Below are 26,121 nucleotides of genomic sequence, written 5' to 3'. Positions count from 1 at the left end.
CGGAACGGGGAGAGTGACGGTGGCAGGGGCGGCACGACGGCGGGACGGGCACGTCACCCAGGAACGGATGCTGGAGGAGGCCATGACGGCGATCGCCGAGGACGGCCTCTCCTCGCTCACGATGTCGGCGCTCGCGGAGCGGCTCGGCACGAGCGGCGGCCACATCCTGTACTACTTCGGCAGCAAGGACCTGCTGCTGCTCGCCGCACTCCGCTGGAGCGAGGCCGCGCTGGCCGAGGAGCGCCGCGCGCTGCTGTCCCGGCGGATCACGGCCGAGCGCAAGCTCGACCGGTTCCTGCGGCTCTACCTGCCGCGCGGTCCGCGCGATCCGCGCTGGACCCTGTGGATCGAGCTGTGGGCCCGCACCCCCGGCAACGGCGCGCTCGGCGAGGCCCAGGAGGAGCTGGACCGGGGGTGGCACGAGGACCTGGAGGCGCTTCTCGCGGGCGGCGTCGCACGGCGGCGCTTCGCCCCGCTCGACGCCGCGGCACGCGCCTCCGAACTCCTGGCCCTGCTGGACGGGTTGAGCACCCGGGTCGTCCTGGGCCAGGCGTCCGGCCGCGATCCGCGGCCCGCCCTGGAGGTGGCCCGGTCGGCGGTACGCGCGCTGGTCGCCCCGTACGCCCCCGACGCAGGCGACGGACCGGACGGCTCCGGCGACGGACCGCGCGATGCCGACGACGGACCGGGCGCCGCCGGCAACTCCCCCGACGGCGCCGGATCATGACGTTCCGTCAGCCCCGGTAGGCCTCCAGGAGGCGCAGCCACGCCTCGCTCAGCGTCGGGTACGACGGTACGGCGTGCCACAGGCGGGCGATCGGGACCTCTCCGACGACCGCGACGGTCGCCGAGTGGACGAGCTCGCCGATGCCCGGGCCGACGAAGGTGGCGCCGAGGACCACCTCGCGGTCGAGGTCGACGACCATCCGGGCGTGCCCCCGGTAGCCCTGGGCGTAGAGCCCGGCCCCGGCGACGTTGCTCATGTCGAGGTCCACGGCCCTGACCCGGTGGCCCGCGCGCTCCGCCTCGGCGAGCGAGAGCCCGACGGCGGCCGCCTCGGGGTCGCTGAACACCACCTGCGGCACGGCGGCGTGGTCGGCGGTGGCCGCGTGCGCGCCCCAGCTCGACTCGTCCAGGGCGTCCGTGTCCTTCGCGCGGGCCGCGATCGCGGCGCCGGCGATCCGGGCCTGGTACTTGCCCTGGTGGGTCAGGAGCGCCCGGTGGTTGACGTCCCCGACCGCGTACAGCCAGTCGGTTCCGGCGACCTTGAGGCTGTCGTCGACGTCGAGCCAGGAGCCCGGCTTCAGGCCGACGTTCTCCAGGCCGATGTCCTCGGTGCGCGGGGCCCGGCCGGTCGCGAACAGCACCTGGTCGCCCTCGACGTGGTCGCCGCCCTCCAGGACCACGGTGACCGGTCCCGTACCGCCGTCGCGGACGACCGCGGTGACCGAGACGCCGGTGCGGACGTCCGCGCCGCGCGCGGTGAGGGCCGCGGCCACGTGCTCGCCGACGAAGGGCTCCATCCGGGGCAGCAGCCCCCCGCCCCGTACGAGCATCGTCACCTGCGACCCGAAGGCGTGCCAGGCGGTCGCCATCTCGACGCCCACGACTCCCCCGCCGACCACGATCAGCCGCCCCGGCACCCGGTCGGAGCTGGTCGCCTCCCGGCTGGTCCAGGGGCGCGCCCCGGACAGGCCGGGGAGGTCGGGGAGGACGGCGCGGCTGCCGGTGCAGACGGCGACCGCGTGGCGGGCGGTGAGGACGTGGCGCTCACCCTCGGGGCCCGCGACCTCGACCCGGCGGGGCCCGAGAAGACGGCCGTGGCCCCGGAAGATCCGTACGCCGATCGAGTCGAGCCAGTCCACCTGGCCGTCGTCGGTCCAGTCGCCGACGACCTCGTCCCGGTGGGCGAGGACCTCCCGGGTGTCGAGGGGTCCGCGGACCGCCGCGCGCAGGCCCGCCACCTTCCGGGCGTCGGAGCGGGCGATCACCGGGCGGAGGAGGGCCTTGCTGGGCATGCAGGCCCAGTACGAGCACTCGCCGCCGATCAACTCGCTCTCGACGATCGCGGCGCTGAGGCCGGCGGCCCGCACCCGGTCGACGACGTTCTCGCCCACGGGGCCGGCCCCCAGGACCACCACGTCGTACTCGTGCTCGTGCTCGCTGTCCACCGTTCGTGTCATGGGTGACAGTCTGGCTCAGCGGCGCGGAATAGCGAGGCTCGATACGCCGTTGTGCGGGGCGAGTCCCCAGGGGACCGTGAGGACACCGCCAGGAGATCCCCGAAAGGTAGGAACATGAGCACCGTAGAGCTCACCAAGGACAACTTCGACGAGGTCGTGAGTGGGAACGAGTTCGTCCTGATCGACTTCTGGGCTTCCTGGTGCGGTCCCTGCCGTCAGTTCGCCCCGGTCTACGACGCGGCGTCCGAGCGCCACGAGGACCTGGTCTTCGCCAAGGTCGACACCGAGGCGCAGCCGGAGCTCGCGGCGGCGTTCGAGATCCGCTCGATCCCGACGCTGATGATCGTCCGTGACAACGTGGCGATCTTCGCGCAGCCCGGCGCCCTGCCGGAGGCCGCGCTGGAGGACGTCATCGGCCAGGCCCGGAAGCTGGACATGGACGAGGTCCGGAAGTCCGTCGAGGACGCCAAGCAGAAGTGATCCACCGCGAGGGGGGTACGGGAGCCGCTCCCGTACCCCCCTCGCGTGCTGTCCGGGTGCTCAGCGCTCCAGGACCAGGGCGAGGCCCTGGCCGACACCGATGCAGAGGGCGGCGAGCCCGGTGCCCGAGCCCGCCGCGGCGAGCTGGTGGGCGACCGATCCGGCGAGGCGGGCGCCCGAGGCGCCCAGCGGGTGGCCGATGGCGACCGCTCCACCCCGGGGGTTCACGATCTCCGCGTCGAGTTCCGGCCATTCCGCGAGGCAGCCGAGGGACTGGGCCGCAAAGGCCTCGTTCAGCTCGAAGGTCCGCAGGTCGGCGAAGGTCCGACCGGACTTCTCCAGGGCCCGCCGGACCGCCTCGACCGGTCCGAGGCCGAAGAGCTGGGGCTCGATGCCGGTGACGGCGGACGTGCGGATCCGGGCGAGCGGCTCGCGGCCGGTCTCGCGCAGCCCGTCCTCGTCCACGAGCAGCAGGGCGGCGGCGCCGTCGTTGAGCGGGGAGGAGTTGCCGGCCGTGACCGTGCCGCCCTCGGGGCGGAAGGAGGGCTTCAGCTTGGCGAGGGCCTCCATGGACGTGGAGTCGCGGATGCACTCGTCGCGGGCGAGGTCCACCCCCGGGTAGGGCACGACCTCGTTGTCGTACAGACCCTTCGCCCAGGCCTCGGCCGCCTTGCGGTGGCTGGCGAGCGCGAAGGCGTCCTGCTGCTCGCGGGTGATGCCGTGCCGGTCGGCGATCAGCTCCGCGCCCTCGCCGAGCGGGACCGTCCACTCGGCGGGCATGCGCGGGTTCGTCATGCGCCAGCCGAGGGTGGTGGAGTGCAGCTGCTGGTGGCCCGCGGGGAAGGCCCGCTCGGGCTTCTGCAGGACCCAGGGGGCGCGGGACATCGACTCGACGCCGCCGGCGATCGCCACGGAGGCGTCGCCGAGGGCGATGGCGCGGGCGGCCTGGATGACGGCTTCGAGACCGGAGCCGCAGAGGCGGTTGACCGTGACGCCGGGCACGGAGACGGGCAGCCCGGCGAGCAGCACGGCCATCCGCGCGACGTCGCGGTTGTCCTCGCCGGCGCCGTTCGCGTCGCCGAAGTAGACGTCGTCGACGCGCGCCGGGTCGAGCGCGGGCGTGCGGTCCACGAGGGCCCGGACGACGTGCCCGGCGAGGTCGTCGGGACGTACCGGGGCGAGGGCGCCCCCGAACTTCCCGATCGGGGTGCGGACGGCGTCGACGATGTAGACGTCGCGGATGCTCATCGGTTCTCTCCCACGTGACCTTCGGAACGACTCTGTTCGCCTGGTGGCAGGACTTTCGCCCCGCGCACTCACGTCTTGGCGCGCGCAGAGTCTCTGCCCGTCGGACCGCCCTGTCAACGGGCTCCTTCGGGACAGGACGCCCCAGGTCAGTCGCGTGCCGCCGGGCGGGCGAGGGCCGTGAGGCCGTAGTCGAGCTCGCGCCCGTCGACGAGGAGCGCCTCCACGGTGCGGGTCTCGGGGTCGATGTCGGCCCTGATGCCGTGGCCCTCGTAGATCGGATAGCCCGACTCGCCGTGCCGCCCGGTCGCCTCCACGAGGGCGGTGCGCACGGCACTGTCCGTCACGGCGGCGCCGCCCCGGTCCTCGACGTGCGCGGGCACCAGCAGGATCTCGAAACGCTGCGGAACTGTGCTCATGGACCGACGCTAAGCGCTCGGCCGCCCGCCCGCCGGGCGGCCGGTCAGCTGGACTCGCGCCGGACGACCCGCGAGGCGAGCAGCGCGCGGGTGCGGGGCGGGACCTCCGGTTCCCGGACGGCCCGGTCGACCAGCTCCGCGAGTTCGCGTCCGAGCACCATGTCGATCCGCACGGTGCTGAGCCGGGGCCGCAGGAGCCGGCCGAGCAGCAGATCGTCCGCGCCGACGACGGCGACGTCCGCCGGCACGGCCAGACCGGCGTCCTGGAGCGCCCGCATCAGGAGCATCGCGTACTCGTCGTTGTAGGCGAAGACGGCGTCGAGGCCGAGCTCCCGCCAGCGCGCCGCGAGCGCGTCCGCCGACTCCTCGTCGTACCGCAGCGGCAGGGGTACGACGGTGGCGTCGGTGCCGTGGACCGCGCGCCGCGCGCCGTCGAGGCGGGGGCCCGAGAACATGGCGAGGCCCGGCTCCTCGGGGATGACGACGCCGATCCGGCGGCGGCCGCTCTCCACGAGATGGGCGGTGGCCACCTCGCCCACCCGCCCCTGGTCCATCACGAGGGCGTGGGTGCCCTCGACGCCCTGGGTCCCGAGGGTGATCACGGCCCGCGCCCCGGACCGCTTGAGGATGCCGACGCCCTGCCCGGTCAGCTGGACCTCGCCGAGCGAGACCACGGCCACCGGACGGAGCTCGGCCCAGGCGCGGGCGGCCTCCTCGGCCTCCAGGCCGACGCTGCCGTACTGGACCACCGTGTAGTCGAGGCGGCGCAGGGCCCACTGGAACTCGTTGAAGAACTGGCTGTACAGCGGTCCGACCGGCACGTGGGAGGTCGGCAGCAGCACCATCCGGCTGTGGCCGGCCCGCAGGCTGCGGGCGGCCGCGTGCGGCACGTACCCCAGCTCCTCGGCCGCCTCGCGCACCCGGCGGCGGGTCGGCTCGCTGATCCGGACGGCCGAGGTGTTGTTCAGGACGTACGAGACGGTGGCCCGGGAGACGCCCGCGAGACGGGCGACATCGGCGCTGGTCGGGACCGCGCGCCCGGTGGGGCGTTCGGGGGTGTGTTCGGTTGGCTGACTCATCGCTTCGGCATCTTTCCAGAACAATCCGGCCCGAGGTCTGGCGGATGGCCGGAAACGGGTGCTACACAATGCTCACACGTGTCACTGACACGTGTAACTAACTCGTTCGATCCGCTTCTCGCCCCCTGTCGGGCGATCTCCCCAGGAGGGCACCGTGGCCCTTTCCTCCCCCGGCTCCACCACGTCCGGCACCGGCGATCCGGGTCCCGGCTCCGCCGCGGCCGGCCGGCCGACCCGCGGGCTGCTGCCCCTGCTCCTCACCGGCAACACCGCGATGTACGCCCTGTACATCGGCGTCCCCGGACTGCTCCTCGCGCTCCAGATCGAGGAGATCGACCCGGCCGACAAGGTCGCCAACTTCGGCCTCGTCTCCGGCATATCCGCGATCTTCGCCACCGTCTTCAACCCGGTGGCGGGCGCCCTGTCGGACCGCTCGGGCCGCCGCAACCCGTGGATCCTCGCCGGCGGCCTGCTCGCGCTGCCCGTGATGCTGCTCCTCGGCAGCGTCCACACGATCCTGCTGGTGACCATCGCCTGGTGCCTCGGCCAGGCCGTCATGAACGTCTACCAGGCGGCCCTGACCTCCGTGGTGCCCGACCGGGTCCCGGTGGCCGCCCGGGGCAAGGCCTCCGCGGCCGTCGGCCTCGGCCTCCCCGTCGGCTCGACGATCGGCGCCCTGGTCGGCGCCGCCTTCTCCGAGGACTACCGCACCGGCTACCTCGTCTTCGGCGCGATCGTCGCGGCCACCGCCGTGCTGTTCACGGCCTGCGCCCGGGAGCGGCGGATGCCCGCGAAGGCATCGCTGCCCGTGAAGCAGCAGCTGGCGGCCTTCGGCAGCGCCCTCGGGGACCACGACTTCCGCTGGGCCTTCATCGGCCGGGCCCTGCTGGTCCTGGGCTACTTCGCGGTGGCCGGGTTCCAGCTGTACATCCTCAAGGACCACACCGAACTGCCCGCCGGGCTCAGCCCCGAGGAGGCGGTGGCGATCCTCATGCCGCTCAACGCGGTCGCCATGGTGGTCTCCACCGTGCTCGGCGGCTGGCTGTCGGACCGCTTCGACCGGCGCAAGCTCTTCGTGGGCGCCTCGGCCGCGCTGGCCGCCGCCGCCCTGCTCATCCCGGCCTTCTCGACGAGCTGGACCGCGATGCTGGCCTTCTCCGCAGTCAACGGCCTCGGCTTCGGCTGCTACATGGCCGTCGACACCGCCCTGGTGACCATGGTGCTGCCGAAGGCCGAGGACGCCGCCCGCGACATGGGCGTCCTCAACATCGCCAACGCGGGGCCGCAGATCGTCGCCCCCTTCGTGGCCTCGCTCATCGTCTCGCTGAGTGGCGGGTACACGGCGCTGTTCCTGGTCGCCGCCGTACTGTCGGTACTCGGCGCGCTCGCCGTGCGCCCCATCCGCAGCGTGCGCTGACCCCGGTCGGCGCCCGCCCGGCACCGTCAGAAAGGCCGCACCGTGCGTCTGCACACGACCACTTGGGGTTCGGGCGACCGGACCGCCCTGCTCGTCCACGGCCTGATGGCCGACCACCGCACGTGGCGGCGGGTCGGCCCGGCACTCGCGGAGCGCGGCTACCGGGTGGTGGCGGTGGACCTGCGGGGGCACGGGGCGAGCGGGCGGGCCGCCGGCCCGGAGGCCTACCGGCCGGCGGACCACGCCGACGACCTCGTCGAGTCCCTGCCCTCCGGGGCGGAGCTGGCGATCGGCCACTCGCTCGGCGCGCTCGCGCTCGCCCGGGCCGTGGAGCGGCTCGCGCCGGCCCGGGCGGTGTACTCCGACCCCGCCTGGCACCTGGCGGCCGGCCCCTGCGGCTACCGGGCCGAGATGTTCGTCCGGGGCAGCTCGATGACCAGGGAGCAGATCAAGGGGTTCAACCCGCACTGGCCGGACGAGGACGTCGACACGGAGATGGCGTCGGTACGGGACTGGGACGAGCGGACGGCGCACGGCCTCACGGCGTTCGTGGGCGCCGACATGTGGCCGGTCCGGCCGGTGGTGCCCTCCCTCGTCACCCTCGCCGATCCGAGCACGCTGGTGCGACCGGAGCACGCCCGGATGCTGACGGACCGCGGATTCGAGCTCCGTACGGTGAAGGGCGCGGGCCACACGATCCACCGGGACGAGTTCGACGGGTTCATGTCCGCTCTGGACGGCTGGATCTGACGTACCGTTCAGCCATGGACGACGCGTCGATGGACTCCTCGATGGTGGGACTGCTCGGCCGGGTGACCGGCACCGTCGGGCCCGGTCTCGTCGGTGAGGTGATCGTCCGGATCCGGGGCGGTGCCGAGCACTTCCTCGCCCATCCGGCCTCACCGGAGGAGCGGTTCGGTATCGGGACGGTGGTGATGGTCATGGAACATCTCCCTCCGCGCACCGTCTATGTCACAGCCGCGTACGACAGTTGACGCAACCGTTGAGTGGCGCCGGTCACCGGCGCACACTCCCTTCACCGGATCCGCACCGGACCCGGTGAAGGGGGACCATGTCCATGGGCATCGGCATTCTCGCGGGCGCCGTCGTCGGCGCCTTCGCCGTTCTCATCATCGTCTTCAAGATGATGTGGCGCGTCGCGGAACCCAACGAGGCGCTGATCATCTCCGGTTCGAACCACAAGAACGAGGGCCTCGGCGCGGGTATGGGGTTCCGCATCGTCACCGGGCGCGGCACGCTCGTGCTGCCCGGTGTGCAGGCGGTGCGCAAGCTCTCGCTCGACCTCAACGAGACCCAGCTGTCCGTCGAGTGCGTCACCCACCAGGGCATTCCGCTGAAGGTCCGGGGTGTGGTGATCTTCAAGGTCGGTGACGACTTCGTGTCGATCGCCAACGCCGCACGCCGGTTCCTCGATCAGCAGAAGCTGATGAGCGAACGGGTGCACATCGTCTTCGCCGGTCATCTCCGCGCCATCGTCGGCGGGTTGACCGTGGAGGACATGATCCGTGACCGGGAGAAGCTGACCGGGCAGGCGCGTTCGGCCTGTGGCACGGAGATGGAGAAGCTCGGTCTGATCGTCGACTCGCTGCAGATCCACGAGATCGAGGATCCGACCGGGTACATCAAGAACCTGGCCGCCCCGCACGCGGCCGCCGTCCAGCGGGACGCGCGGATCGCGCAGGCCGAGGCCAACCGGCGGGCGACCGAGGCCGAGCAGCAGGCCGCGGCGCGCATGTCGGAGGCGACCCGCGACAGCGAGATCCTCCAGGCGGGCTACCAGGCCGAGCGGGACCAGGCGTCCGCGAAGGCCCGGCAGGCCGGTCCGCTGGCGGAGGCCGCCTCGCGCCAGGAGGTCGTGGTGCAGGAGACCCGGGTCGCGGAGCTGGAGGGTCACCGGAAGGAGCAGCAGCTCCAGGCGGAGGTCCGCAAGCCGGCCGACGCGATGGCGTACGAGACCCGGACGCTGGCCGCGGCCGAGCGGGACGCCCGGATCTCGGCGGCCGAGGCCGAGGCGAAGGAGACCGAGCTGGCGAGCGCGGCCAAGGCGACGGCGACCCGGCTCACGGGTGAGGCGGAGGCGGCGGCGCAGCACGCCAGGGGGCTCGCGGTCGCGGAGGCGACCCGGGCGAAGGGTCTGGCGGAGGCCGAGTCGATCAAGGCCCGTGCGGCGGCGCTCGCGGAGAACCAGGAGGCCGTGGTCGCGCAGCAGCTGGCCGAGAAGTGGCCGGAGATCGTCTCCGCGGGCGCGTCGGCGTTCGGGAACGTGGACCAGATGGTGCTGCTCAACGGCGCCGACGGCATGGCGGACGTGTTCGCCAAGGCGCTGACCATGGGCGGGACCGGTCTGGGTCTGGCCCGGCAGCTGCTCTCCACGATGAACCCGGCCGCCCAGGAGCGGCTGGGCACGGGAGTGCCTCCGGCGCCGCGGGCGGCGGAGGCGAGCGTCGAGATCAGGGTCGGCGACGGGGAGTAGCCGCCCGGCCACCGACCTGGCGGCCCGGGGGACCCGGCCGCCTCGGGACGGGAGGGGGAACGCGGGCCGGGGCCCGGTGCCGTGACGGCGCCGGGCCCCGGCCTCTCATCCCCGTCGGCTCCCCGCCTCGCTCCGTGCCCGCTCGGCTCCGACCGCGGTGGTGGCCACTCTCAGTTGTGGCCGAACTTCCGTTCCTTGCGGTGCGACGCGTGCTCCACCAGGGGCATCGACGTCTCGCTCTTGGGAGCCGCCGAGGTCTGTTCCTTCGTGGTCGCCTCGGTGCGGTGCTCATGGCCGCCGGTACGGGCTCCCCGGTTCGTCCGGGTCTGTTTCCTGCCCACGATCGTGCCTCCCGTGACGGGTGTCGGACGGTGGTCCGTATCCCCTCAGCCTGGCACGGGGCCGCGGGCACCGCATGTCAGGCCGGGGCCGCCCCGACGACGCGGCTGAAGGCCGCCAGTGTCGGTGCGCCCTGGGCGCGGTCCAGTACCGCGAAGACGATCTCCTCGAAGTGGCCGGCGAAGCGGCCGTCCCCGGTGAGCAGGGCCTTGAACGCGCCGGCGACCTGTTCGGGGTCGTTCTGGAAGACGCCGCAGCCCCAGGCGCCGAGCACGAGCCGCCGGTAGCCGGCCGCGGCGGCCGTCTCCAGGACCCGCTCGGCCCGGGACGCGAGGGCGCCCGGCAGGCGGTCGACGAGGGCGGGGGTGCGGCGGCGGACGACGCCGGCGTTGGGCGCGGGCGAGGTGAGGAAGCCGACGGTGAAGGGCTCCGCGAGGAGGGCGCCGCGGTCGTCCCGGAAGACCGGCACGCGGGGCGAGTGGATGACCCGGTCGGTGTAGAGGACGTCGCGGTCCTCGCGGTGGTGGGCGTAGTACGCGGGGGCCCGGAGCAGGGTGGCGTGCAGGGCGGAGGAGCGGCAGAGCGCCTCCTCCTGGGCCTGGGCGCCGTTGAGGTAGCCGCCGCCGGGGTTGCGGGCGGAGGCGAAGTTCAGGACGGCCACGGGGCGGGTGGCGTCGGCGGCGGTCATCCGCCGGGCGGCGGCCAGGCTGCTCTCGCCCGTGACGTCGAGGGTGGGCGTCCGGTCGGTGTCGGGGGTGACCGGGACGGGCTCGGGTCCGTGGAGTCGTGTTCCGGCCAGGGCGGCGGTGAGGTCCGCCGCGAGGGAGACGGTTCGGCCGTCCGGGGCCCGGTAGTGGCCCGCGGCGACGATCTCCTCGGTCTGCCGCGCGATCGCGCGCAGTCGTGCACTCATGACCTCAGGATGATCGTTTCATCCCGCCCGGGACAACGGAATTTCCCGGGATCAGGCCCGGTCCCGGCAGGAGCCGTACCCATCGGTTTCCGGCCTGCCGGGGGCGCGGGGGGCGCCTTCGGCGGGTTCGGGGCGCTCTTGCACGCCGCTCGGTGGTGGCTTTAGGTGGAAGCAGAACTTCCCGGGGCCGGTCCCGACCGGCCTGACGACCAGGAGGTGCACGGATGGCGTCCAGCGGCATACGGAGCGGCGAACCCGCTCTCGCCGAGGCCGAGGCGGAGGAACTGCTGCGATGTATCTGCTTCAAGACCGGCCCGCCCCGCACCGTGGGGGTGGAGCTGGAGTGGCTGGTGCACGAACTGCGTGACCCGCGGCGCCCCGTCCGGCCGCCGAGGCTCGCGGCGGCCCTCGACACCGTGCGGTCCCTGCCGCTGGTGTCGTCCCTGACCTTCGAACCCGGCGGGCAGCTGGAGCTCAGCTCGCGCCCGGCCGGTTCGCTCATGGAATGCCTCGACTCCCTCGCCGCCGACCTCCGGGCGGTACGGTCGGCGCTCGGACCGCTCGGCCTCACCCTCAGCGGATACGGGGTGGACCCCTGGCACTCACCGCGCGGCCGGGTGCTCCACGAACCGCGGTACGACGCCATGGAGGCCGCGCTCGACCGCACAGGACCCGCCGGGCGGGCCATGATGTGCGACTCGGCGTCGGTGCAGATCTGCCTGGACGCGGGCCTGGAGGAGCCGGGGCCGCTCGGCTACCACCGGCGCTGGCAGCTCGCCCACCTCCTCGGCGCGGTGCTCGTGGCGGCCTTCGCCAACTCCCCGCTGCACGCGGGCCGTCGCACCGGCTGGCGCTCGACGCGGCAGTCGCTGTGGGCGGACCTCGACCCCCGCCGGGCCCTCGCCCCGCCGCCGGACGGGGAACCGCGAGCCGAGTACGCGGCCCACGTCCTGGACACCCCGGTGCTGTGCGTACGGGCCGACGAGGGGCCGTGGGCGGTGCCCGAGGGGCTGACCTTCCGCGACTGGCTGCGCTCGGGACTGCCCCGGCCGGCCGACGCCGACGACCTGCGCTACCACATGACGACGCTCTTCCCGCCGGTGCGGCCGCGCGGCCATCTGGAACTGCGGATGGTCGACGCCCAGCCGGGCCAGGACGGGTGGATGGTGCCGGTGGCCGTGACGACGGCGGTGTTCGACGACCCGGAGGCGGCGGAGACCGTGTACCGGGCGGTGAAGCCGCTGGCGGAGCGGGCCGGCTGCGACCCCGCCCCGCGCAACCCCCTCTGGCTGGCGGCGGCCCGTGACGGCCTGACCGACCCCGAGCTGCACGCGACCGCCCTCGCCGTGTTCGCCGCGGCCCTCGACGCGCTGCCCCGGATCGGGGCGAGCGAGGAGGTGCGGCGGGCCGTAGCAGCCTTCCACGAGCGGTACGTGGTCCCCGGGAGCTGCCCGGCCGACGACCTGGAGGTGCTGACGTCATGACGGAGACCCGGACCGAGCTGGACCCCGAGGCCCTGCGCCGGCGCGCCCTGGACGCCCTGACCGCCGCGCGGGCCCGGACGGCGCTGCTCACCTCCTGCGTCGAGGACGGCGAACTCACCGCCCAGCACTCCCCCTTGATGTCGCCGCTGGTCTGGGACCTGGCGCACATCGGCAACCAGGAGGAGGTGTGGCTGTGGCGGGCGGTCGGCGGGCGGGAGGCGCTGCGGCCCGAGATCGACTCCCTGTACGACGCCTTCGAGCACCCGAGGTCGGCCCGCCCGTCGCTGCCGCTGCTCGCGCCGGGCGAGGCCAGGACCTACGCGGCCGACGTCCGGCTGCGGGTCCTCGACGTGCTGGAGCGCGCCGAGTTCGACGAGCGTCCGCTGCTCCGCGCCGCCTTCGCGTTCGGCCTCGTCGCCCAGCACGAACAGCAGCACGACGAGACGATGCTGATCACCCATCAGCTGCGGAAGGGCCCCGCGGCGCTGACCGCTCCCCCGCCGCCGCCGCTGCGGAGCGGCCCGCTGCCCGCCGAGGTCCTCGTCCCCGGCGGCCCGTTCACCATGGGGACCTCGGAGGAGCCGTGGGCGCTGGACAACGAGCGTCCCGCGCACGTGCGGATCGTGCCCGCCTTCCACATCGACACCGTGCCGGTCACCAACGGCGCGTACCTGGCCTTCATGGCCGACGGCGGCTACACGGACCGGCGCTGGTGGCGGCCCGAGGGCTGGGCGCAGATCAGGGAGCACGACATCGCGGCCCCGCTGTTCTGGCACCGGGACGGCGCCCAGTGGCTGCGCCGCCGCTTCGGGGTGACCGAGCCGGTGCCGGAGGAGGAGCCGGTCCTGCACGTGAGCTGGTACGAGGCGGACGCCTACGCGCGCTGGGCGGGACGGCGGCTGCCGACCGAGGCCGAGTGGGAGAAGGCCGCCCGGTACGACCCGGACTCCGGGCGCTCGCGCCGCTATCCGTGGGGGGACGCCGACCCGGGCCCCGAGCACGCCAACCTCGGCCAGCGGCACCTGCGGCCGGCCGCCGCGGGCAGCTATCCGGAGGGCGCGTCGCCGCTCGGCGTACGGCAGTTGATCGGCGACGTCTGGGAGTGGACGGCGAGCGACTTCCTCCCGTACCCGGGCTTCACCGTGTTCCCGTACAAGGAGTACTCGGAGGTGTTCTTCGGCCCGGACCACAAGGTGCTGCGGGGCGGTTCGTTCGCCGTCGACCCGGTCGCCTGCCGGGGGACCTTCCGCAACTGGGACCTGCCCGTGCGCCGTCAGATCTTCTCCGGCTTCCGTACGGCCCGCAGCGCGGAGCTCGACTGATGTGCCGTCATATCGCCGCCGTGGGCGAGCCGGTGGCACTGGGCGAGCTGCTCGTCGAGCCGGAGCACGGGCTGCTGCGCCAGTCCTGGGAGCCCCGCATGCAGACCAGCGGCGTGGTGAACGCCGACGGGTTCGGGGTGGGCTGGTACGCCGAGGGCGATCCGGTGCCGGCCCGTTACCGGCGCTCCGGTCCCGTCTGGGGCGACCTCTCCTTCGCCGACCTGGCCCGGGTGGTGCGCTCCCGCGCGCTGCTCGCCGCGGTGCGCGGGGCGACCCTGCCGGGCGCCGACGGGGAGGCCGCCGCGGCACCGTTCACCGCCGGGCCCTGGCTGTTCAGCCACAACGGCGCCGTCAGGGGCTGGCCCGGCTCGCTCGCACCGCTCGCGGCGACCCTTCCGGCCGGCGAGCTGCTCGGGCTCGAGGCGCGGACCGACTCCGCGCTGGTCTGGGCGCTCGTCCTGCACCGGCTGCGGTCCGGCGACGCGCCGGGCCGTGCCCTGGCCGACACGGTGCGGGAGGTCGCCGAGGCGGCCCCCGGCTCCGGCCTCACCCTGCTGCTCACCGACGGGTCGCTGATCGCGGCGACCGCCTGGGAGAACAGCCTCTGGTACCTGACGGGCCCCGACCGCGTGGTCGTGGCCTCCGAACCGTACGACGACGATCCGCGCTGGCGGGAGGTTCCCGGGCGCACGCTCGTGACCGCCACCCGCGCCGACGTCACCCTCACCCCGCTCAAGGAGCCCTCCGCGTGAGCCCGTTCCAGCTGACCCGCACCCTCGCCCCGGACGCCGCCGACGCCGATCTGCGCGCCGACGTCCTCCACGGCCTCAACCGCTCCCCCAAGGAGCTGCCTCCGAAGTGGTTCTACGACGCCCGGGGCAGCGAGCTCTTCGAGGAGATCACCCGGCTGCCCGAGTACTACCCGACCCGGGCCGAGCGGGAGATCCTGAAGCAGCGGGCGCCGGAGATCGCCGCCGCCACCGGGGCCAGGACCCTGGTGGAGCTGGGCTCCGGCTCCTCGGAGAAGACCCGGTTCCTGATCGACGCGCTGCTGCCCGGTCTGGACAGCTACGTGCCGGTGGACGTGAGCGAGTCCGCGCTGACCGGGGCAGCGGAGTCGCTGCTCGCCGAGCGGCCGGGGCTGCACGTCCACGCCCTGGTCGCCGACTTCACCCGCGGGCTCGCCCTGCCCGGGACGGCGGGGCCCCGTCTGGTGGCCTTCCTCGGCGGCACGATCGGCAATCTGCTGCCCGGCGAGCGGCGGACCTTCCTGCGCTCCGTACGGACGATGCTCAGCCCGGGCGACGCCCTGCTGCTCGGCACGGACCTGGTGAAGGACGAGGCGACGCTCGTCGCCGCGTACGACGACTCGTCCGGGGTGACGGCGGCCTTCAACAAGAACGTGCTCGCGGTGATCGACCGGGAGCTGGGCGCGGACTTCGACCCGGACGCCTTCGACCACGTGGCGGTGTGGGACCGCGAGCGGGAGTGGATCGAGATGCGGCTGCGGGCCCGCCGCGCGCTGACCGTGAAGATCCCGGAGCTGGACCTCGTGGTGCCGTTCGCGGCGGGCGAGGAGATGCGGACGGAGGTGTCCGCGAAGTTCCGTCAGGCGGGCGTCCGGGCCGAGCTCGCGGAGGCGGACCTCGACCTCGACCGCTGGTGGACCGACAGCGAGGGCAGGTTCGCGCTGTCGCTGGCCACCGCGCGCTGAGCGGCGGCCGCCAGGGCGCGGCGGTCCGGGTACCGGGCTGCGGGCAGGGGTTCCCGGAGCCGGACGACGGCGGTGAGCCGGCGGGTGGAGACGACCCGCCACAGCGAGGAGCCGAGCGGGTCGGCGCCGACGTACGCGGCGGCGTCCGTGGGCCGGTAGTCGATCCGTACCGGCTGCACCGCGCAACCGGCGTCGAGGGCGGCCTGGAACGCGGCCGGGCGGAACCGGCCGCGTTCCCGGCCGCACCAGGTCGAGCCCTCGGGGAAGACGACCACGCGGCCGCCGCCCGCGAGCGCGCCCGCCATGGTCCGTACGGTGGCGGGCAGGGCCATGATCCCCTCCCGGTCGATGAAGAGGGTGCCGCCGAGCGCGGCGAGCGTGCCGAGCACGGGCCAGCGGCGCACCTCCGACTTGGCGACCGTACGGCCCGGCAGGACGGCGGCGATCAGCGGTATGTCGAGCCACGAGACGTGGTTGGCGACGACGAGGAGCGGGCCGCCGGCCGGGGCGGGCACTCCTCCCTCGTACCGGACGTGGACGCCGAACGCGCGGACCACGGCCCGCATCCAGTACCGGACGAGGGCGAGGCGGGTGGCGGCCGGCAGGAGGCCCGCCGGAGGGGCGAGGAGGAGGCCGAGGAGGACGGTGCCGAGTCCGGCGATCAGCCGGACCACGGCCCGGAGGGCCCCGGCGGACTCCGGGCCGTCGCCGCTCGGCCACGGGGCGGGTTCCGGGTGGGCGGCGCAGTGGCCCGGGGTGCAGGGCGCCGTGGGGAGCCACGGCGAGAGGGCCGTGGTCCCGCTCACCGTGCCGGGGCGAGCGAGAGGAAGTGGTTGAGGTAGCGCGGGTTGGTCCGGCGCAGCGAGAGCAGGACGTAGAGGTCGGCGACGCCGAAGTCGGGGTCGTGCGCGGGGGCGCCGCAGACCCAGGCGCCGAGCCGGAGGTAGCCGCGGAGCAGCGGCGGCAGCTCGGTGCGGCCCTCGGGGCGGGTGATGCCCTCGGGGCTCCAGAGCTTGTGCGGGGTGACCCAGTACTCCTCGGGGGCGAGGTGCTTGGCCTTGACCGTGTCCCAGGTGGCGGCGGCGAGGGTGCCGCCGTCGGCGAGCGGGAGGGAGCAGCAGCCGGCGAGCCAGGTGTGGCCGGTGTCCGTCATGTAGCGGGCCAGGCCGGCCCAGATGAGGGCGATGACGGCGCCGTTGCGGTGGGCGGGGTGGACGCAGGAGCGCCCGACCTCGACCAGGTCGTGCCGGATCGGGGCGAGCCGGGTGAGGTCGAACTCGCTCTCGGAGTAGAGGCGTCCGGCGACGGCGGCCCGTTCGGGCGGCAGGATGCGGTAGGTGCCGACGATCTCGCCGGTGGTCTCCTCCCGTACCAGGAGGTGGTCGCAGTACGCGTCGAAGGCGTCGGTGTCGAGGCCGGGCTCCGGGCCGTCGAGCTGGGCGCCGAGTTCGCCGGCGAAGACCTGGTGGCGCAGCCGCTGGGCGGCGCGGACGTCCTCCTGGTCACGGGCGAGCCCGACGAGGTAGCGGGGGGCGGGCTCCTCGGCCGGGGTCCGCGGCGCCGTCTGCTCGACCAGGGACCGGGGTTCGGGTCGCCCGCCGGGCGACGGGGGCTGGGCGGGTACGGCGAGCGGCTGAGCGGGGACGGCGAGCGCGGGGGTCGGTGCGGCCATGTCGGGCTCCTCCGGCGTACGGAAGGGTAAGGGGCGGCGCCGGACCGTGCGAGCGGTGGCCCGGCTCCTTACTTCTTCCGTCACCGGCTGGATTCGACATGACCGTCCGGGGACCCGCGGGTGTGGAGGCGCTGAATGCTATTCGGCGAGGGTGTCCGTGATCTCCGCCGAGGCCAGCTTGGCGGCCTTGAGCGGGTCCTCGCCCTGGAGGACGGCCGTCATGTAGGGCTTGATGGGGTTGTCCGCCTCGACATCGGCCCACTGCGGGGAGTTGGGGGTGGCGCGGCCGCGTGCGGCGCCCCTGGCCATGGCCGCGGTGGCCTCCTGGCCGGCGACGACGGAGGCGAGGCCCTTCTTGTTGGGCACGTAGCCCATGGTGCGGGCGAGGTCGGTCTGCCACTTCTCGCCGGCGAGCGCCTTGACGACGTCGAGGGCGGCGCCGCGCTGCGGGGCGTTCTCCGGGATGATGAGGTCGGAGCCGCCGGTGAAGACGGCGCAGGGCTGGCCCTCCTTGGCGCCGGGTATCGGGAAGTAGCCGAGCTTGTCCTTGAGGGCCGGGTTGGCCTTGAGGATCGCGGCGACGGCGCTGGGCGCGGCGATGAGCTGGGCCACGTCGCCCTTGGCGAAGACGTCGGCCTGCGGCGGGTTCTGCTCGTCGGCGTCCTTGGGGCCGGAGCCGAGGGACTGGAGTTCCTTGTAGTAGGCCATGCCGCGCCGGGCCGCCGCGCTCTCGAGCGCGCCGGTCCACTGGCCGCCCCGGTCGGTGGCGAGTTCGCCGCCCTCGTCCCAGATGAATCCGGCGAGGGTGTACCAGTCCTGGCCGGCCAGGTAGATGCCCTGGGAGCCCTTGCTGTTGAGCTTCTCGGTGTCGGCGAGCCACTGGGCGCGGGTGGCCGGCGGCTTGTCGATGCCGGCGTCGGCGAACAGGTCCTTGTTGTAGATGACGATGCGGTTCGCCGCGTACCAGGGGATGCCGTACTGGGATCCGCCGATGCTGCCGGGCTCGGCGAGACCGGGCAGCCAGTCCTCGCTGCCGAGGTCGCGGACCGACTCCAGGGTGAGGTCGAAGAGCTTCTCGGTGTCGGCGTACTGGGCGACCTGGGTGTTGCCGACCTCGATGACGTCGGGTCCGCCGGGGCCCTGGATGGCGTCGGTGACCTTCTTCCCGATGCCGGTCCAGTCCTGGATGGTGACCTTGAGTTCGACGCCGTCGTGCTCCTCCTCGTACGCCTCGGTGAAGCGGTTGAGGAAGTCCTCGCTGACGCTGTCCCGCATGAGCCAGATGTCGACGGTCTTCGTCCCGCCGCCGCCCGGGAGCATCCCGCAGCCGGCGAGGGCGAGCGCTGTGGCGGCTGCCAGGGGGCAGGCCAGATGGCGGTTCTTCACGTAGGTCACCTTCTGCGGTTCAGCACAGGGTCGTGCGGCAAGGGGGGCTGACCCGACATGGGGGGACCGAACGGGGTGTTCGCGCGGGTATGTGGCCTGGATTCTGGTCTGGACCAACGGGATGGTCAAGTCCTTGACCATCCCGTTCCGCACCGCGAGCGCACCATGCGTTCCGTTACCTGAGGTAACTCCCCATCGGTGGCCTTTGATCCGCTGTGCGCCGGAGAGGAGACACGACAAAGCCCCCGAACGACGCCGCTGAGGCATCGTCGGGAGCCTCGGACGGGGGGGCGGGCCCAGGGGCAGGGGCAGGGACAGGGGGCAAGGGGCAGGGGTTCTCCTGCCCCTTGCCCGGCCGGTCGGCGGGACGCCCTCTAGGCGGGCTCCTCCAGGCGGAAGCCGACCTTCATGCCCACCTGGTAGTGGGCGACCTGACCGTCCTCGACGTGACCGCGGATCTCGGTGACCTCGAACCAGTCGACCGAGCGCAGTGTTTCGCAGGCGCGGGTGATCCCGTTCCGGATGGCGGTGTCGACGCCCTCCGAGGACGACCCGACGATCTCCGTGACGCGGTAGACGTGATCTCCCATGGCGGCCTCTCCTTCGCGTTCCGACTCCATCCACACTGCACGGAACCGGAGACCGCCGCGAGTCGAGGTGGACCGCGCTGCCGCGTCGGGGCGGTGCCGCCTCGGCATCACACCGGCATCCACACCGGCGCCGCATGGCCGTCGCACGGGCGTCGCAGGGGCGTCACATCGGCCGGGAATGCAGCCGGACCGGCCCCTCAGGCCAGCGGCTCCCCTCCTGGAGCGGGAACCACATCGTCCGCAGGGGCATCGGCGCCGGGCCGTCGGGCTGCTCCACCCACACCTCGCCGGCCACCTCGTTCCAGCCGAGCCGCGCGTAGAGGCCGGAGACGTCCGGGCGGCAGAACAGCATCGCGAACGCGGGCCCCAGCGTCCGCGCGTGCTGGAGGGCCCCGCCCACCACCCGCGCGGCGAGCCCGCGGCCCCGCTGGTCCGGGGCGACGGCGACCCCTCCGAGGCCCACCACGTCCATCCGGCTCCCGCCGACCGACAGGGGCAGCACGAGCAGCCCCGCGTGGGCGAGGAGCCGCCCGTCCGCCCTGATCCCGAAGTGGTGCTCCTTGGGCAGCCAGACGAGACCCCAGTCGTCCACCCCGAACGGGTCGGCGGCGTCCCCGAAGATCTCTGACCGGTCGTAGGCCTCCAGCCGCACCACGGCCGGTGCGGCGGTGGACCGCTCCGCGCGCATCAGGTCCGGCCCTCCTTCTCCTGGGCGTCCCTCAGTTCCTCGGACGGGGCGGCCCACCGGGCGCGTACGACGGGGAAGCCCGCCTCCTCGGCCGCGTCGCAGACCAGCATGTCGTCGTCGACGAGCATCCGGATCGCGCGGTCGGCGGCCAGCCGCCGCAGGATCTCCACCTTGGTCACCCGCGCCGGGCGGAAGTCCCGGTTGCGACGCATGTGGACCGGCCCCTCGGGCAGCCCCTGCGCGGCCAGCCAGGCCAGGGTGTCCCTGCGGCAGCGCTCCGGGCGTCCGGTCAGGTAGACGACGTCGCACTCCTCGGCCGCCCCGCGGCACAGCGCGACCCCCTCGTCCAGCGGCGGATCGTCGGGCGCCGCCGCGAAGAAGGCGTCCCAGTCCTTGGGGCGGCGCTCCAGGAAGTGCTGCCGGTGGGCGGTCGCGGCAAGCGTGTTGTCCAGGTCGAAGACGGCCAGGGGCCGGTGGTTCTCGGCTGTCACACGGCCCAGCCTAGAAGGTGGGCGCGGCCGGCACCCCGCCGCCGTGGACCGGGAGCGCGGGACGGGAATCCCTCCCCTCCCCGAGCGTTGAACCCCTTGTGAGCACTTTCCCCGGCGGCATCCGCTTCTCCGTCCTCGACCGCTCCCGCACCCGGGAGGGCGAGGACGCCCCCCGGGCGCTGCGCGACACCGTGCTCCTCGCCCAGGAGGTGGAGGCCCTCGGCTACCACCGCTTCTGGGTCTCGGAGCACCACAGCGTGCCCGGGGTCGCCGGTTCCGCGCCGACGGTCCTCGCGGCCGCCGTCGCCGCCGCCACGACGCGTATCCGGGTGGGTACCGGCGGGGTGATGCTTCCCAACCACCAACCGTTGGTGGTGGCGGAGCAGTTCGGCGTCCTGGAGTCGCTCTTCCCCGGCCGGATCGACATGGGCGTCGGGCGCTCGGTCGGCTTCACCGACGGGATCCGCCGGGCGCTCGGGAGGGACAAGGACGACGCCGACCGGTTCGGCGAGCAGCTCGGCGAGCTGCTCGGCTGGTTCACCGGCGAGCAGACCGCCCACCCGCAGGTGCACGCCAGGCCCGCCGAGGGGCTGCGGGTGCCGCCCTTCGTCCTGGCGACCGGCGAGGGCGCGACGATCGCCGCGGCGGCCGGACTGCCGCTGGTCATCGGCGACCTCCGGGGCCGGGACCGGCTGCTCGCCGCCGTGGAGACGTACCGCTCCGCGTTCCGCCCCTCCGTGTGGTCCGCCGAGCCGTACGTGGTGATCGCCGGGACGGTCGCGGTGGCGGGGACGGAGGCGGAGGCCAGGCGGCTGCTGATGCCGGAGGCCTGGTCGCTCGCCCACTCCCGGACGCTGGGCGTCTTCCCGCCGCTCGTCGCGCCCGAGGCGGTCGAGGGGCTCGTGATGACGGAGAAGCAGCGCGGTTTCTACGAGTCGGGCCTGACCGGCCATGTGCACGGCACGGAGGAGCAGGTGGCCGACGCGCTGGAGAGGGCAGTGAAGGAGACCGGGGCGCAGGAGGTCCTGGTCACCACGAGCACGTACGACAGGGCGGCGCTGAGCGAGTCGTACCGGAGACTCGCGAGGGCGGTGGGCCTCACGTAGGCCGTCTCAGGGGCGGCTGAGCGAGTCGTACCGCAGGCTCGCGAGGGCGGTAGGGGCTCACGTAGGCAGTCTCAGGGGCGGCGGACGGCAAGCAGTGCCATGTCGTCGGACCGCGCGCCGCCGGTGAACCGGTGGACGTCGGCGACGAGCGCGTCGAGGAGGCGGTCCGGCGAGGCGAAGGTCCGGCCATTCAGCCGGACGGCCGGATCGTAGAAGACGCCCGCCTCGTTCCGGGCCTCCGACAGTCCGTCCGTGTAGAGCAGCAGGGTGGCCCCCGGCGGGAACGGGCCCGCCGTCATCTCACCCGGCCCCGGGGCGAGTTCCCCGAGCCCCAGCGGGAGGGAGAAGGCCCGGGGCTTCAACGGGACGACGGTCCCGTCGCCGCGGAGCAGCAGCGGCTCGGGATGCCCCCGGTTCAGCACGCGCAGTTCCTTGTCCCCGGGCGGGATCTCCACGAAGGCGCAGGTGGCGAAGCCCTCCGTGTCGTCGATGCCCGCGCGGCGGCTTCCCTCGCGGCTCAGGGCGCGTTCCAGGCTGTCCGCCACGCCGTGCAGGGACGGTTCCCGGTCCGCGGCCTCCCAGAAGGCGCCGAGGATCACGGAGACCGTCTCGATGGCCCCCAGCCCCTTGCCCCGGACGTCGCCGATGAGGAGGCGCACCCCGTGCGGGGTGGAGCGGGCGGCGTAGAGGTCCCCGCCGATGAGGGTGTGCTCCTGGGCGGCCTCGTAACGGGCACCGGACCTCAGCGCTCCGAGTCGGTGCTCGGGCGTCGGCAGCACGGCCCGCTGCGCGGTCTCGGCGACGCCCCGGGCGGAGGCCAGGCGGCTCCTGTCGCGGCGCACCACGCGGTTGAGGAAGACGGCGATCGCCGTGACGCAGAGCAGGGTCGCCAGTTCGGTCACGAGACCGTGGAGGGCGGTGATGCCGCCCATGTGCCCGGTGACCCCGTAGAAGACCGTGATGGCCAGCAGTCCCGCGCCGCCGAACAGAACCGCGGCCCACCAGGCGAAGAGCGGCGCGGAGATCAGCGGAGCCGCGGCGAAGAGAGGGGTTCCGGTCAGTTCTCTCGGGGTGCTGACCTGGAAGGCCACCCCCGCCGCCAGGCACAGAAAGGGCAGGGTCCGGGCGAGTTGCCCGGCGCCGCCGGTGCGGGTTCCCCCGGGCGGCACGCCCGGGGCACCACGTGAACGATCGTCCATGCGGCCCTCCAGGGAGGCAGCCGGCCCCCTCCCAGTATGCGGGCGCCCCGACCCCCCTGCGAGTGAGGGACCTCCCGGTTCGCCGGATAAAATCACCGTATGCCCGAAAGCCACCATGATCCGTACGTCCGTGTCCGCGGTGCCCGTGAGCACAACCTCGCGGGAGTGGACGTCGACATCCCCCGCGACGCGCTCGCCGTCTTCACCGGGGTCTCCGGATCCGGCAAGTCCTCCCTGGCCTTCGGTACGATCTACGCGGAGGCCCAGCGACGCTACTTCGAGTCGGTGGCGCCGTACGCGCGGCGGCTGATCCACCAGGTGGGGGCGCCTGCCGTCGGTGAGATCACCGGGCTCCCGCCGGCGGTCTCCCTGGAGCAGCGCCGGTCCTCCCCGAACGCCCGCTCCTCCGTCGGCACGGTCACCACCCTCTCCAACTCCCTCCGCATGCTGTTCTCCCGGGCGGGCCGCTATCCGGAGGGGGCCGAGCGGCTCGACTCCGACGCCTTCTCCCCCAACACGGCCGCGGGCGCCTGCCCTTCGTGCCACGGGCTCGGCCGCGTCCACGACACGAGCGAGGAACTCCTCGTTCCCGAGCCCGAGCTGTCGATCCGTCAGGGGGCGATCGCGGCCTGGCCGGGCGCCTGGCAGGGGAAGAACCTACGGGACGTCCTCGACACCCTCGGGTACGACGTCGACCGGCCGTGGCGCGAGCTCGACGCGAAGGACCGGGAGTGGATCCTGTTCACGGACGAGCAGCCGGTCGTCACGGTCCATCCGGTACGGGACGCGGACCGCATCCAACGCCCGTACCAGGGCACGTACATGAGTGCGCGGCGCTACGTCCTGCGGACCTTCTCCGACTCGAAGAGCCCCACGCTGCGGGCGAAGGCCGAGCGGTTCCTCACCAGCGCGCCCTGCCCGGTCTGCGGCGGCGGGCGGCTGCGGCCCGAGGCGCTCGCGGTGACGTTCGCCGACCGGACCATCGCCGAGCTGGCGTCGCTTCCGCTGACGGCGCTGGCCGGGCTCCTCTCCGCCGCGTCGGCGGAGGACGGGGAGACCGCGCGCGTCCTGACCGAGGACCTCGTCGCCCGGATCGCGACCGTGACCGAGCTCGGCCTCGGCTATCTCAGCCTGGACCGGGCCACCCCCAGCCTCTCCAACGGCGAGCTCCAGCGGCTGCGCCTCGCCACCCAGCTGCGCTCGGGCCTCTTCGGCGTGGTGTACGTCCTGGACGAGCCCTCCGCGGGTCTGCACCCGGCCGACACCGAGGCCCTGCTCGTGGTGCTCGACCGGCTCAAGGCCGCCGGGAACTCCGTCTTCGTCGTCGAGCACCACCTCGACGTGATCCGGCACGCCGACTGGCTCGTGGACGTCGGGCCGCTCGCCGGAGTGCACGGCGGGCGGGTCCTGCACAGCGGGCCGCCGGGCGGACTCGCGGACGTCGAGGCGTCCGCGACGCGCCGCTTCCTCTTCGACCGGGAGCCGCGACCCGCCCGGGAGGTGCGTGCGCCGGCCGGGTGGCTGCGTACGGGGCCGGTGACCCGGCACAATCTGCGGTCGGTCGACGCGGCCTTCCCCGTCGGGGTGCTGACGGCGGTCACCGGCGTATCGGGCTCGGGGAAGTCGACGCTCGTGGGCGCGCTCACCGAGGAACTCTCCGGGGTGGGGCGTCTGGTGACGGTGGACCAGCGGCCGATCGGGCGCACCCCGCGCTCCAACCTGGCGACGTACACGGGTCTGTTCGACGTGGTGCGCAAGCTGTTCACGGAGACCGGGGAGGCGCGCGCCCGCGGCTACAAGGCCGGCCGCTTCTCCTTCAATGTTCCCGGGGGCCGGTGCGAGACCTGCCAGGGCGAGGGCTTCGTCTCCGTGGAGCTGCTCTTCCTGCCCAGTACGTACGCGCCCTGCCCCGACTGCCACGGCGCCCGCTACAACCCCGAGACGCTCCAGGTGCGGCTGCGGGGGCTCACCATCGCGGAGGTCCTCGATCTCACCGTCGAGTCCGCCGCCGCGTTCTTCGAGGACACGCCCGCCGCCGCGCGGAGCCTGCGCACCCTGCTCGACGTGGGCCTCGGCTATCTGCGGCTGGGGCAGCCCGCGACGGAGCTGTCCGGGGGCGAGGCGCAGCGCATCAAGCTCGCGTCCGAGCTCCAGCGGCCGCACCGCTCCCCCACGCTGTACGTCCTTGACGAGCCGACGACGGGTCTGCACCCGGCGGACGTCGAGGTCCTGATGCGGCAGCTCCACGGCCTGGTGGACGCCGGCCACTCGGTGATCGTGGTCGAGCACGACATGGACGTGGTCGCCACCGCGGACTGGGTGCTCGACCTCGGTCCGGGCGGCGGCGACGAGGGCGGCCGGATCGTGGCCGAGGGCCCGCCGGGCCGGGTGGCGCGGGCGGCGGAGAGCCGCACCGCGCCGTATCTGCTCCGCGCCCTCGGTCCCGCCGCGAGGGACTGAGGCCCTCACGGCGGGCCGGGGCCGCCGGAGCAGAAGCCCGTGGGACCGGGTCGGGCCGCCGGAGAGCGGCGGCCCGTCCGGTGGGTCAGGCCGCCGTGTCGAAGGTGTAGTGGCGGGTGTGGTCGAGCATGTCGGCCGGGGTCACGTCGTTCCACGGGCGCATGGTGTCGCCGAGGTCGACGACGTTCGCGGTGCCCGCGGCCGGCAGGTACGGGGACCGGGGGTGACGGGCCTGCCAGTCGGCCCAGAGCTTGTCGATGAAGGCGTGGTGCAGCCAGAAGACGGGGTCGTTCGGGGAGACCCCGGTGCCCATCTGGCCGCCGACCCAGACGTGGACGCGGTTGTGGAGGTTCACGCCGCGCCAGCCCTCCAGGTGGTTGCGGAAGCCGTCCGACGAGCTGTTCCAGGGAGCCGTGTCGTAGGTCTCCATGGCGAGGACGGAGTCCACCTCTGCCCGGGTGGGCAGCTGGCGGCCGCCCGCGCCGAGGTCGCGCCGCAGGTAGTCGCGGCCGTCGACGCGGACGGTGATCGTCCAGCGGTTGCCGCTGCGGGCGAACGCGCCGTCGAGCACCTGGCCGTCGCGGGCGCGCCCGGTGCCGCCGAGGAAGTCGGGCGCCCAGAGCGAGGAACGGGAGGTGCGGTCGGCCGTCCAGTCCCAGTAGGGGAGGTTGACGGTCGGGTCGACGGACTGGAGCGCCTGCTCGAACTCGATGAGGAAGCGCCGGTGCCAGGGCAGGAACGACGGCGAGCGGTGGCCGACGCGGTCGCCGTTGTCGGTGTCGCTCATGATGAAGGCGTTGTGCGTGGTGACGAAGGTGTCGTACCGCCCGGAGCGCTTGAGCTCCAGGACGGCGTTGACGAAGCGCCGCTTCTCGTCGGCGGTGAGGGAGGCCTGGTTCTTGCGTACGGTCATGACGTTGCCGTTCCTGGATCGATCAGCCGAGGGTGAGGGGTACGAGCGGGGCGCCCTGGAGTTCGCGGACGGCCGCGCGGGCCAGCGACTTGGGCGTGGCGACGGGCTCGTAGTGGTTGATCACGCTGATCCAGGTGCCGTCGGCGTTCTGCATGACGTGCAGTTCCTCGCCGTCGATCGTCACGGAATAGCCCCCTCCGTGGTGCCCCCCGTGGTGGCCTCCGCCGTGCGCGGGCCCGCCCTTGATGCGGCGGCCCTGGTAGACCTCGTCGAAGGAGGCCGGGGCCGGACCGGCTGCCGGCGCCGCGGTCCGGGGACCGTCGGCGACGGCGGATCCGGCCAGGGCGAGGCCCGCGGCGGCCCCTGCGGCTCCGGCCGCGACGCCGAGGACCCGGCGGCGGGTGATGCTGGACATGAAACCCCCAAGTGGTCTGTGCGACCGGGGGTTTGGTCATATGCCCCCGGCAGTGCTCATCAGTACCCGGGGGTGGGGGCGGGGCGGAAATCGCCGCAGGCGGGTTGGCTGC

The 26,121-nt window shown here is 73.8% G+C and carries 27 protein-coding genes; 12 read left to right on the top strand and 15 right to left on the bottom strand.

Features of this window, described 5'->3' with window-relative positions:
- Window positions 1–19 precede the first annotated feature (19 nt).
- The gene (locus AMK27_RS09635) at window positions 20–727 is read left to right on the top strand and encodes a TetR/AcrR family transcriptional regulator (protein ID WP_079188392.1); all 708 of its coding nucleotides are present in this window, start codon (window positions 20–22) and stop codon (window positions 725–727) included.
- A gap of 7 nt (window positions 728–734) precedes the next feature.
- Here AMK27_RS09635 and AMK27_RS09630 read toward each other — a convergent pair whose 3' ends face one another.
- Window positions 735–2,183, bottom strand: coding sequence for a dihydrolipoyl dehydrogenase family protein (locus tag AMK27_RS09630; RefSeq protein ID WP_073904735.1), 1,449 nt, complete (start codon window positions 2,181–2,183; stop codon window positions 735–737).
- A gap of 114 nt (window positions 2,184–2,297) precedes the next feature.
- Here AMK27_RS09630 and trxA point away from each other — a divergent pair, with 114 nt between their 5' ends.
- Window positions 2,298–2,663 carry a thioredoxin gene (gene trxA, locus AMK27_RS09625; protein WP_073904734.1) on the top strand — a complete coding sequence of 122 codons (366 nt, stop codon included), beginning with the start codon at window positions 2,298–2,300 and terminating at the stop codon, window positions 2,661–2,663.
- Window positions 2,664–2,723: 60 nt separating this feature from the next.
- Here trxA and AMK27_RS09620 read toward each other — a convergent pair whose 3' ends face one another.
- The 3 genes from AMK27_RS09620 to AMK27_RS09610 form a co-directional block, all read right to left on the bottom strand.
- Complete coding sequence (locus tag AMK27_RS09620) at window positions 2,724–3,911, bottom strand: thiolase family protein (RefSeq protein ID WP_073904732.1); 1,188 nt, start codon at window positions 3,909–3,911, stop codon at window positions 2,724–2,726.
- A 146-nt stretch (window positions 3,912–4,057) separates the two neighbouring features.
- Window positions 4,058–4,327, bottom strand: a complete 270-nt coding sequence (locus tag AMK27_RS09615; protein ID WP_073904731.1) for a hypothetical protein — start codon at window positions 4,325–4,327, stop codon at window positions 4,058–4,060.
- A gap of 44 nt (window positions 4,328–4,371) precedes the next feature.
- The gene (locus AMK27_RS09610; protein WP_073904729.1) at window positions 4,372–5,406 is read right to left on the bottom strand and encodes a LacI family DNA-binding transcriptional regulator; all 1,035 of its coding nucleotides are present in this window, start codon (window positions 5,404–5,406) and stop codon (window positions 4,372–4,374) included.
- 154 nt (window positions 5,407–5,560) lie between these two features.
- Between AMK27_RS09610 and AMK27_RS09605 the strand changes: the two genes are divergently transcribed.
- The 4 genes from AMK27_RS09605 to AMK27_RS09590 all read left to right on the top strand — a co-directional run bounded on the left by AMK27_RS09605 (window position 5,561) and on the right by AMK27_RS09590 (window position 9,317).
- On the top strand, window positions 5,561–6,823 hold the full coding sequence (locus tag AMK27_RS09605) for an MFS transporter (RefSeq protein WP_073904728.1): 1,263 nt from the start codon (window positions 5,561–5,563) through the stop codon (window positions 6,821–6,823).
- Between the two features lie 42 nt (window positions 6,824–6,865).
- Entirely contained in the window at window positions 6,866–7,573 is a 708-nt protein-coding gene (locus AMK27_RS09600) for an alpha/beta fold hydrolase (protein WP_073904726.1), read from the top strand.
- A 14-nt stretch (window positions 7,574–7,587) separates the two neighbouring features.
- Window positions 7,588–7,818 carry a hypothetical protein gene (locus AMK27_RS09595; RefSeq protein WP_073904725.1) on the top strand — a complete coding sequence of 77 codons (231 nt, stop codon included), beginning with the start codon at window positions 7,588–7,590 and terminating at the stop codon, window positions 7,816–7,818.
- Between the two features lie 83 nt (window positions 7,819–7,901).
- The gene (locus tag AMK27_RS09590) at window positions 7,902–9,317 is read left to right on the top strand and encodes a flotillin family protein (protein ID WP_073904723.1); all 1,416 of its coding nucleotides are present in this window, start codon (window positions 7,902–7,904) and stop codon (window positions 9,315–9,317) included.
- Between the two features lie 170 nt (window positions 9,318–9,487).
- Here AMK27_RS09590 and AMK27_RS42975 read toward each other — a convergent pair whose 3' ends face one another.
- Together AMK27_RS42975 and AMK27_RS09585 are read right to left on the bottom strand one after the other, a co-directional pair.
- The gene (locus AMK27_RS42975; RefSeq protein WP_198955829.1) at window positions 9,488–9,658 is read right to left on the bottom strand and encodes a hypothetical protein; all 171 of its coding nucleotides are present in this window, start codon (window positions 9,656–9,658) and stop codon (window positions 9,488–9,490) included.
- A 77-nt stretch (window positions 9,659–9,735) separates the two neighbouring features.
- The gene (locus AMK27_RS09585) at window positions 9,736–10,569 is read right to left on the bottom strand and encodes a TIGR02452 family protein (RefSeq protein WP_073904722.1); all 834 of its coding nucleotides are present in this window, start codon (window positions 10,567–10,569) and stop codon (window positions 9,736–9,738) included.
- Window positions 10,570–10,793: 224 nt separating this feature from the next.
- On the opposite strand from AMK27_RS09585, the gene egtA reads away from it, so the two are divergent.
- From egtA to egtD, 4 genes are read left to right on the top strand one after another with little or no spacing between them, the layout of a single operon-like run.
- Window positions 10,794–12,053 (top strand): ergothioneine biosynthesis glutamate--cysteine ligase EgtA, encoded by a 1,260-nt coding sequence (gene egtA / locus AMK27_RS09580; protein WP_073904720.1) that lies wholly within the window; start codon window positions 10,794–10,796, stop codon window positions 12,051–12,053.
- Window positions 12,050–13,375, top strand: coding sequence for an ergothioneine biosynthesis protein EgtB (gene egtB, locus AMK27_RS09575; RefSeq protein ID WP_073904719.1), 1,326 nt, complete (start codon window positions 12,050–12,052; stop codon window positions 13,373–13,375). Before egtA ends, egtB begins: the two co-directional genes overlap by 4 nt.
- Window positions 13,375–14,127: an ergothioneine biosynthesis protein EgtC gene (gene egtC, locus AMK27_RS09570; protein WP_073904717.1), complete on the top strand. Its 753-nt coding sequence runs from the start codon at window positions 13,375–13,377 to the stop codon at window positions 14,125–14,127. The genes egtB and egtC overlap by 1 nt, the downstream gene beginning before the upstream one ends.
- Window positions 14,124–15,089 carry an L-histidine N(alpha)-methyltransferase gene (gene egtD, locus AMK27_RS09565; protein WP_073904716.1) on the top strand — a complete coding sequence of 322 codons (966 nt, stop codon included), beginning with the start codon at window positions 14,124–14,126 and terminating at the stop codon, window positions 15,087–15,089. The genes egtC and egtD overlap by 4 nt, the downstream gene beginning before the upstream one ends.
- On the opposite strand, the gene AMK27_RS09560 is transcribed toward egtD, so the two are convergent.
- From AMK27_RS09560 to AMK27_RS09535, 6 genes are all read right to left on the bottom strand, one after another.
- Window positions 14,984–15,895: a lysophospholipid acyltransferase family protein gene (locus AMK27_RS09560; RefSeq protein WP_073904714.1), complete on the bottom strand. Its 912-nt coding sequence runs from the start codon at window positions 15,893–15,895 to the stop codon at window positions 14,984–14,986. The genes egtD and AMK27_RS09560 overlap by 106 nt on opposite strands.
- Window positions 15,892–16,761, bottom strand: coding sequence for a GNAT family N-acetyltransferase (locus tag AMK27_RS09555; RefSeq protein WP_241847402.1), 870 nt, complete (start codon window positions 16,759–16,761; stop codon window positions 15,892–15,894). The genes AMK27_RS09560 and AMK27_RS09555 overlap by 4 nt, the downstream gene beginning before the upstream one ends.
- 138 nt (window positions 16,762–16,899) lie before the next feature.
- The gene (locus AMK27_RS09550; RefSeq protein ID WP_073905910.1) at window positions 16,900–18,147 is read right to left on the bottom strand and encodes an extracellular solute-binding protein; all 1,248 of its coding nucleotides are present in this window, start codon (window positions 18,145–18,147) and stop codon (window positions 16,900–16,902) included.
- Between the two features lie 374 nt (window positions 18,148–18,521).
- Entirely contained in the window at window positions 18,522–18,737 is a 216-nt protein-coding gene (locus AMK27_RS09545; RefSeq protein ID WP_073904713.1) for a dodecin, read from the bottom strand.
- 163 nt (window positions 18,738–18,900) lie between these two features.
- Window positions 18,901–19,425, bottom strand: a complete 525-nt coding sequence (locus AMK27_RS09540; protein WP_073904711.1) for a GNAT family N-acetyltransferase — start codon at window positions 19,423–19,425, stop codon at window positions 18,901–18,903.
- Entirely contained in the window at window positions 19,425–19,916 is a 492-nt protein-coding gene (locus AMK27_RS09535; RefSeq protein WP_073904710.1) for a phosphatase domain-containing protein, read from the bottom strand. Before AMK27_RS09535 ends, AMK27_RS09540 begins: the two co-directional genes overlap by 1 nt.
- 98 nt (window positions 19,917–20,014) lie before the next feature.
- Here AMK27_RS09535 and AMK27_RS09530 point away from each other — a divergent pair, with 98 nt between their 5' ends.
- On the top strand, window positions 20,015–21,022 hold the full coding sequence (locus tag AMK27_RS09530) for an LLM class flavin-dependent oxidoreductase (protein WP_073904708.1): 1,008 nt from the start codon (window positions 20,015–20,017) through the stop codon (window positions 21,020–21,022).
- Between the two features lie 71 nt (window positions 21,023–21,093).
- Here the strand turns inward: AMK27_RS09530 and AMK27_RS09525 are convergent, their stop codons facing one another.
- On the bottom strand, window positions 21,094–22,221 hold the full coding sequence (locus AMK27_RS09525) for a PP2C family protein-serine/threonine phosphatase (protein ID WP_073904707.1): 1,128 nt from the start codon (window positions 22,219–22,221) through the stop codon (window positions 21,094–21,096).
- A gap of 99 nt (window positions 22,222–22,320) precedes the next feature.
- Here AMK27_RS09525 and AMK27_RS09520 point away from each other — a divergent pair, with 99 nt between their 5' ends.
- Window positions 22,321–24,681 (top strand): ATP-binding cassette domain-containing protein, encoded by a 2,361-nt coding sequence (locus AMK27_RS09520; RefSeq protein WP_073904705.1) that lies wholly within the window; start codon window positions 22,321–22,323, stop codon window positions 24,679–24,681.
- Between the two features lie 85 nt (window positions 24,682–24,766).
- Here AMK27_RS09520 and melC2 read toward each other — a convergent pair whose 3' ends face one another.
- Together melC2 and melC1 are read right to left on the bottom strand one after the other, a co-directional pair.
- Window positions 24,767–25,594 (bottom strand): tyrosinase MelC2, encoded by an 828-nt coding sequence (gene melC2, locus AMK27_RS09515; protein ID WP_073904704.1) that lies wholly within the window; start codon window positions 25,592–25,594, stop codon window positions 24,767–24,769.
- Between the two features lie 22 nt (window positions 25,595–25,616).
- Window positions 25,617–26,009, bottom strand: coding sequence for an apotyrosinase chaperone MelC1 (gene melC1 / locus AMK27_RS09510; RefSeq protein ID WP_073904702.1), 393 nt, complete (start codon window positions 26,007–26,009; stop codon window positions 25,617–25,619).
- Between the last annotated feature and the right edge of the window lie 112 nt (window positions 26,010–26,121).

This window comes from Streptomyces sp. CB02009 (genome assembly GCF_001905825.1).
Taxonomy (GTDB): Bacteria; Actinomycetota; Actinomycetes; order Streptomycetales; family Streptomycetaceae; genus Streptomyces.
This window is presented reverse-complemented; position numbering and strand designations above follow the sequence as displayed.

What these genes read in the sequence shown, in the direction of transcription:
- AMK27_RS09630 (WP_073904735.1), bottom strand. Translation starts at nt 2,183, where the DNA reads ATGACACGAACGGTGGACAGCGAGCACGAGCACGAGTACGACGTGGTG.
- trxA (WP_073904734.1), top strand. Translation starts at nt 2,298, where the DNA reads ATGAGCACCGTAGAGCTCACCAAGGACAACTTCGACGAGGTCGTGAGT.
- AMK27_RS09620 (WP_073904732.1), bottom strand. Translation starts at nt 3,911, where the DNA reads ATGAGCATCCGCGACGTCTACATCGTCGACGCCGTCCGCACCCCGATC.
- AMK27_RS09615 (WP_073904731.1), bottom strand. Translation starts at nt 4,327, where the DNA reads ATGAGCACAGTTCCGCAGCGTTTCGAGATCCTGCTGGTGCCCGCGCAC.
- AMK27_RS09610 (WP_073904729.1), bottom strand. Translation starts at nt 5,406, where the DNA reads ATGAGTCAGCCAACCGAACACACCCCCGAACGCCCCACCGGGCGCGCG.
- AMK27_RS09595 (WP_073904725.1), top strand. Translation starts at nt 7,588, where the DNA reads ATGGACGACGCGTCGATGGACTCCTCGATGGTGGGACTGCTCGGCCGG.
- AMK27_RS09590 (WP_073904723.1), top strand. Translation starts at nt 7,902, where the DNA reads ATGGGCATCGGCATTCTCGCGGGCGCCGTCGTCGGCGCCTTCGCCGTT.
- AMK27_RS09585 (WP_073904722.1), bottom strand. Translation starts at nt 10,569, where the DNA reads ATGAGTGCACGACTGCGCGCGATCGCGCGGCAGACCGAGGAGATCGTC.
- egtA (WP_073904720.1), top strand. Translation starts at nt 10,794, where the DNA reads ATGGCGTCCAGCGGCATACGGAGCGGCGAACCCGCTCTCGCCGAGGCC.
- egtB (WP_073904719.1), top strand. Translation starts at nt 12,050, where the DNA reads ATGACGGAGACCCGGACCGAGCTGGACCCCGAGGCCCTGCGCCGGCGC.
- egtC (WP_073904717.1), top strand. Translation starts at nt 13,375, where the DNA reads ATGTGCCGTCATATCGCCGCCGTGGGCGAGCCGGTGGCACTGGGCGAG.
- AMK27_RS09555 (WP_241847402.1), bottom strand. Translation starts at nt 16,761, where the DNA reads ATGGCCGCACCGACCCCCGCGCTCGCCGTCCCCGCTCAGCCGCTCGCC.
- AMK27_RS09545 (WP_073904713.1), bottom strand. Translation starts at nt 18,737, where the DNA reads ATGGGAGATCACGTCTACCGCGTCACGGAGATCGTCGGGTCGTCCTCG.
- AMK27_RS09540 (WP_073904711.1), bottom strand. Translation starts at nt 19,425, where the DNA reads ATGCGCGCGGAGCGGTCCACCGCCGCACCGGCCGTGGTGCGGCTGGAG.
- AMK27_RS09525 (WP_073904707.1), bottom strand. Translation starts at nt 22,221, where the DNA reads ATGGACGATCGTTCACGTGGTGCCCCGGGCGTGCCGCCCGGGGGAACC.
- AMK27_RS09520 (WP_073904705.1), top strand. Translation starts at nt 22,321, where the DNA reads ATGCCCGAAAGCCACCATGATCCGTACGTCCGTGTCCGCGGTGCCCGT.
- melC2 (WP_073904704.1), bottom strand. Translation starts at nt 25,594, where the DNA reads ATGACCGTACGCAAGAACCAGGCCTCCCTCACCGCCGACGAGAAGCGG.
- melC1 (WP_073904702.1), bottom strand. Translation starts at nt 26,009, where the DNA reads ATGTCCAGCATCACCCGCCGCCGGGTCCTCGGCGTCGCGGCCGGAGCC.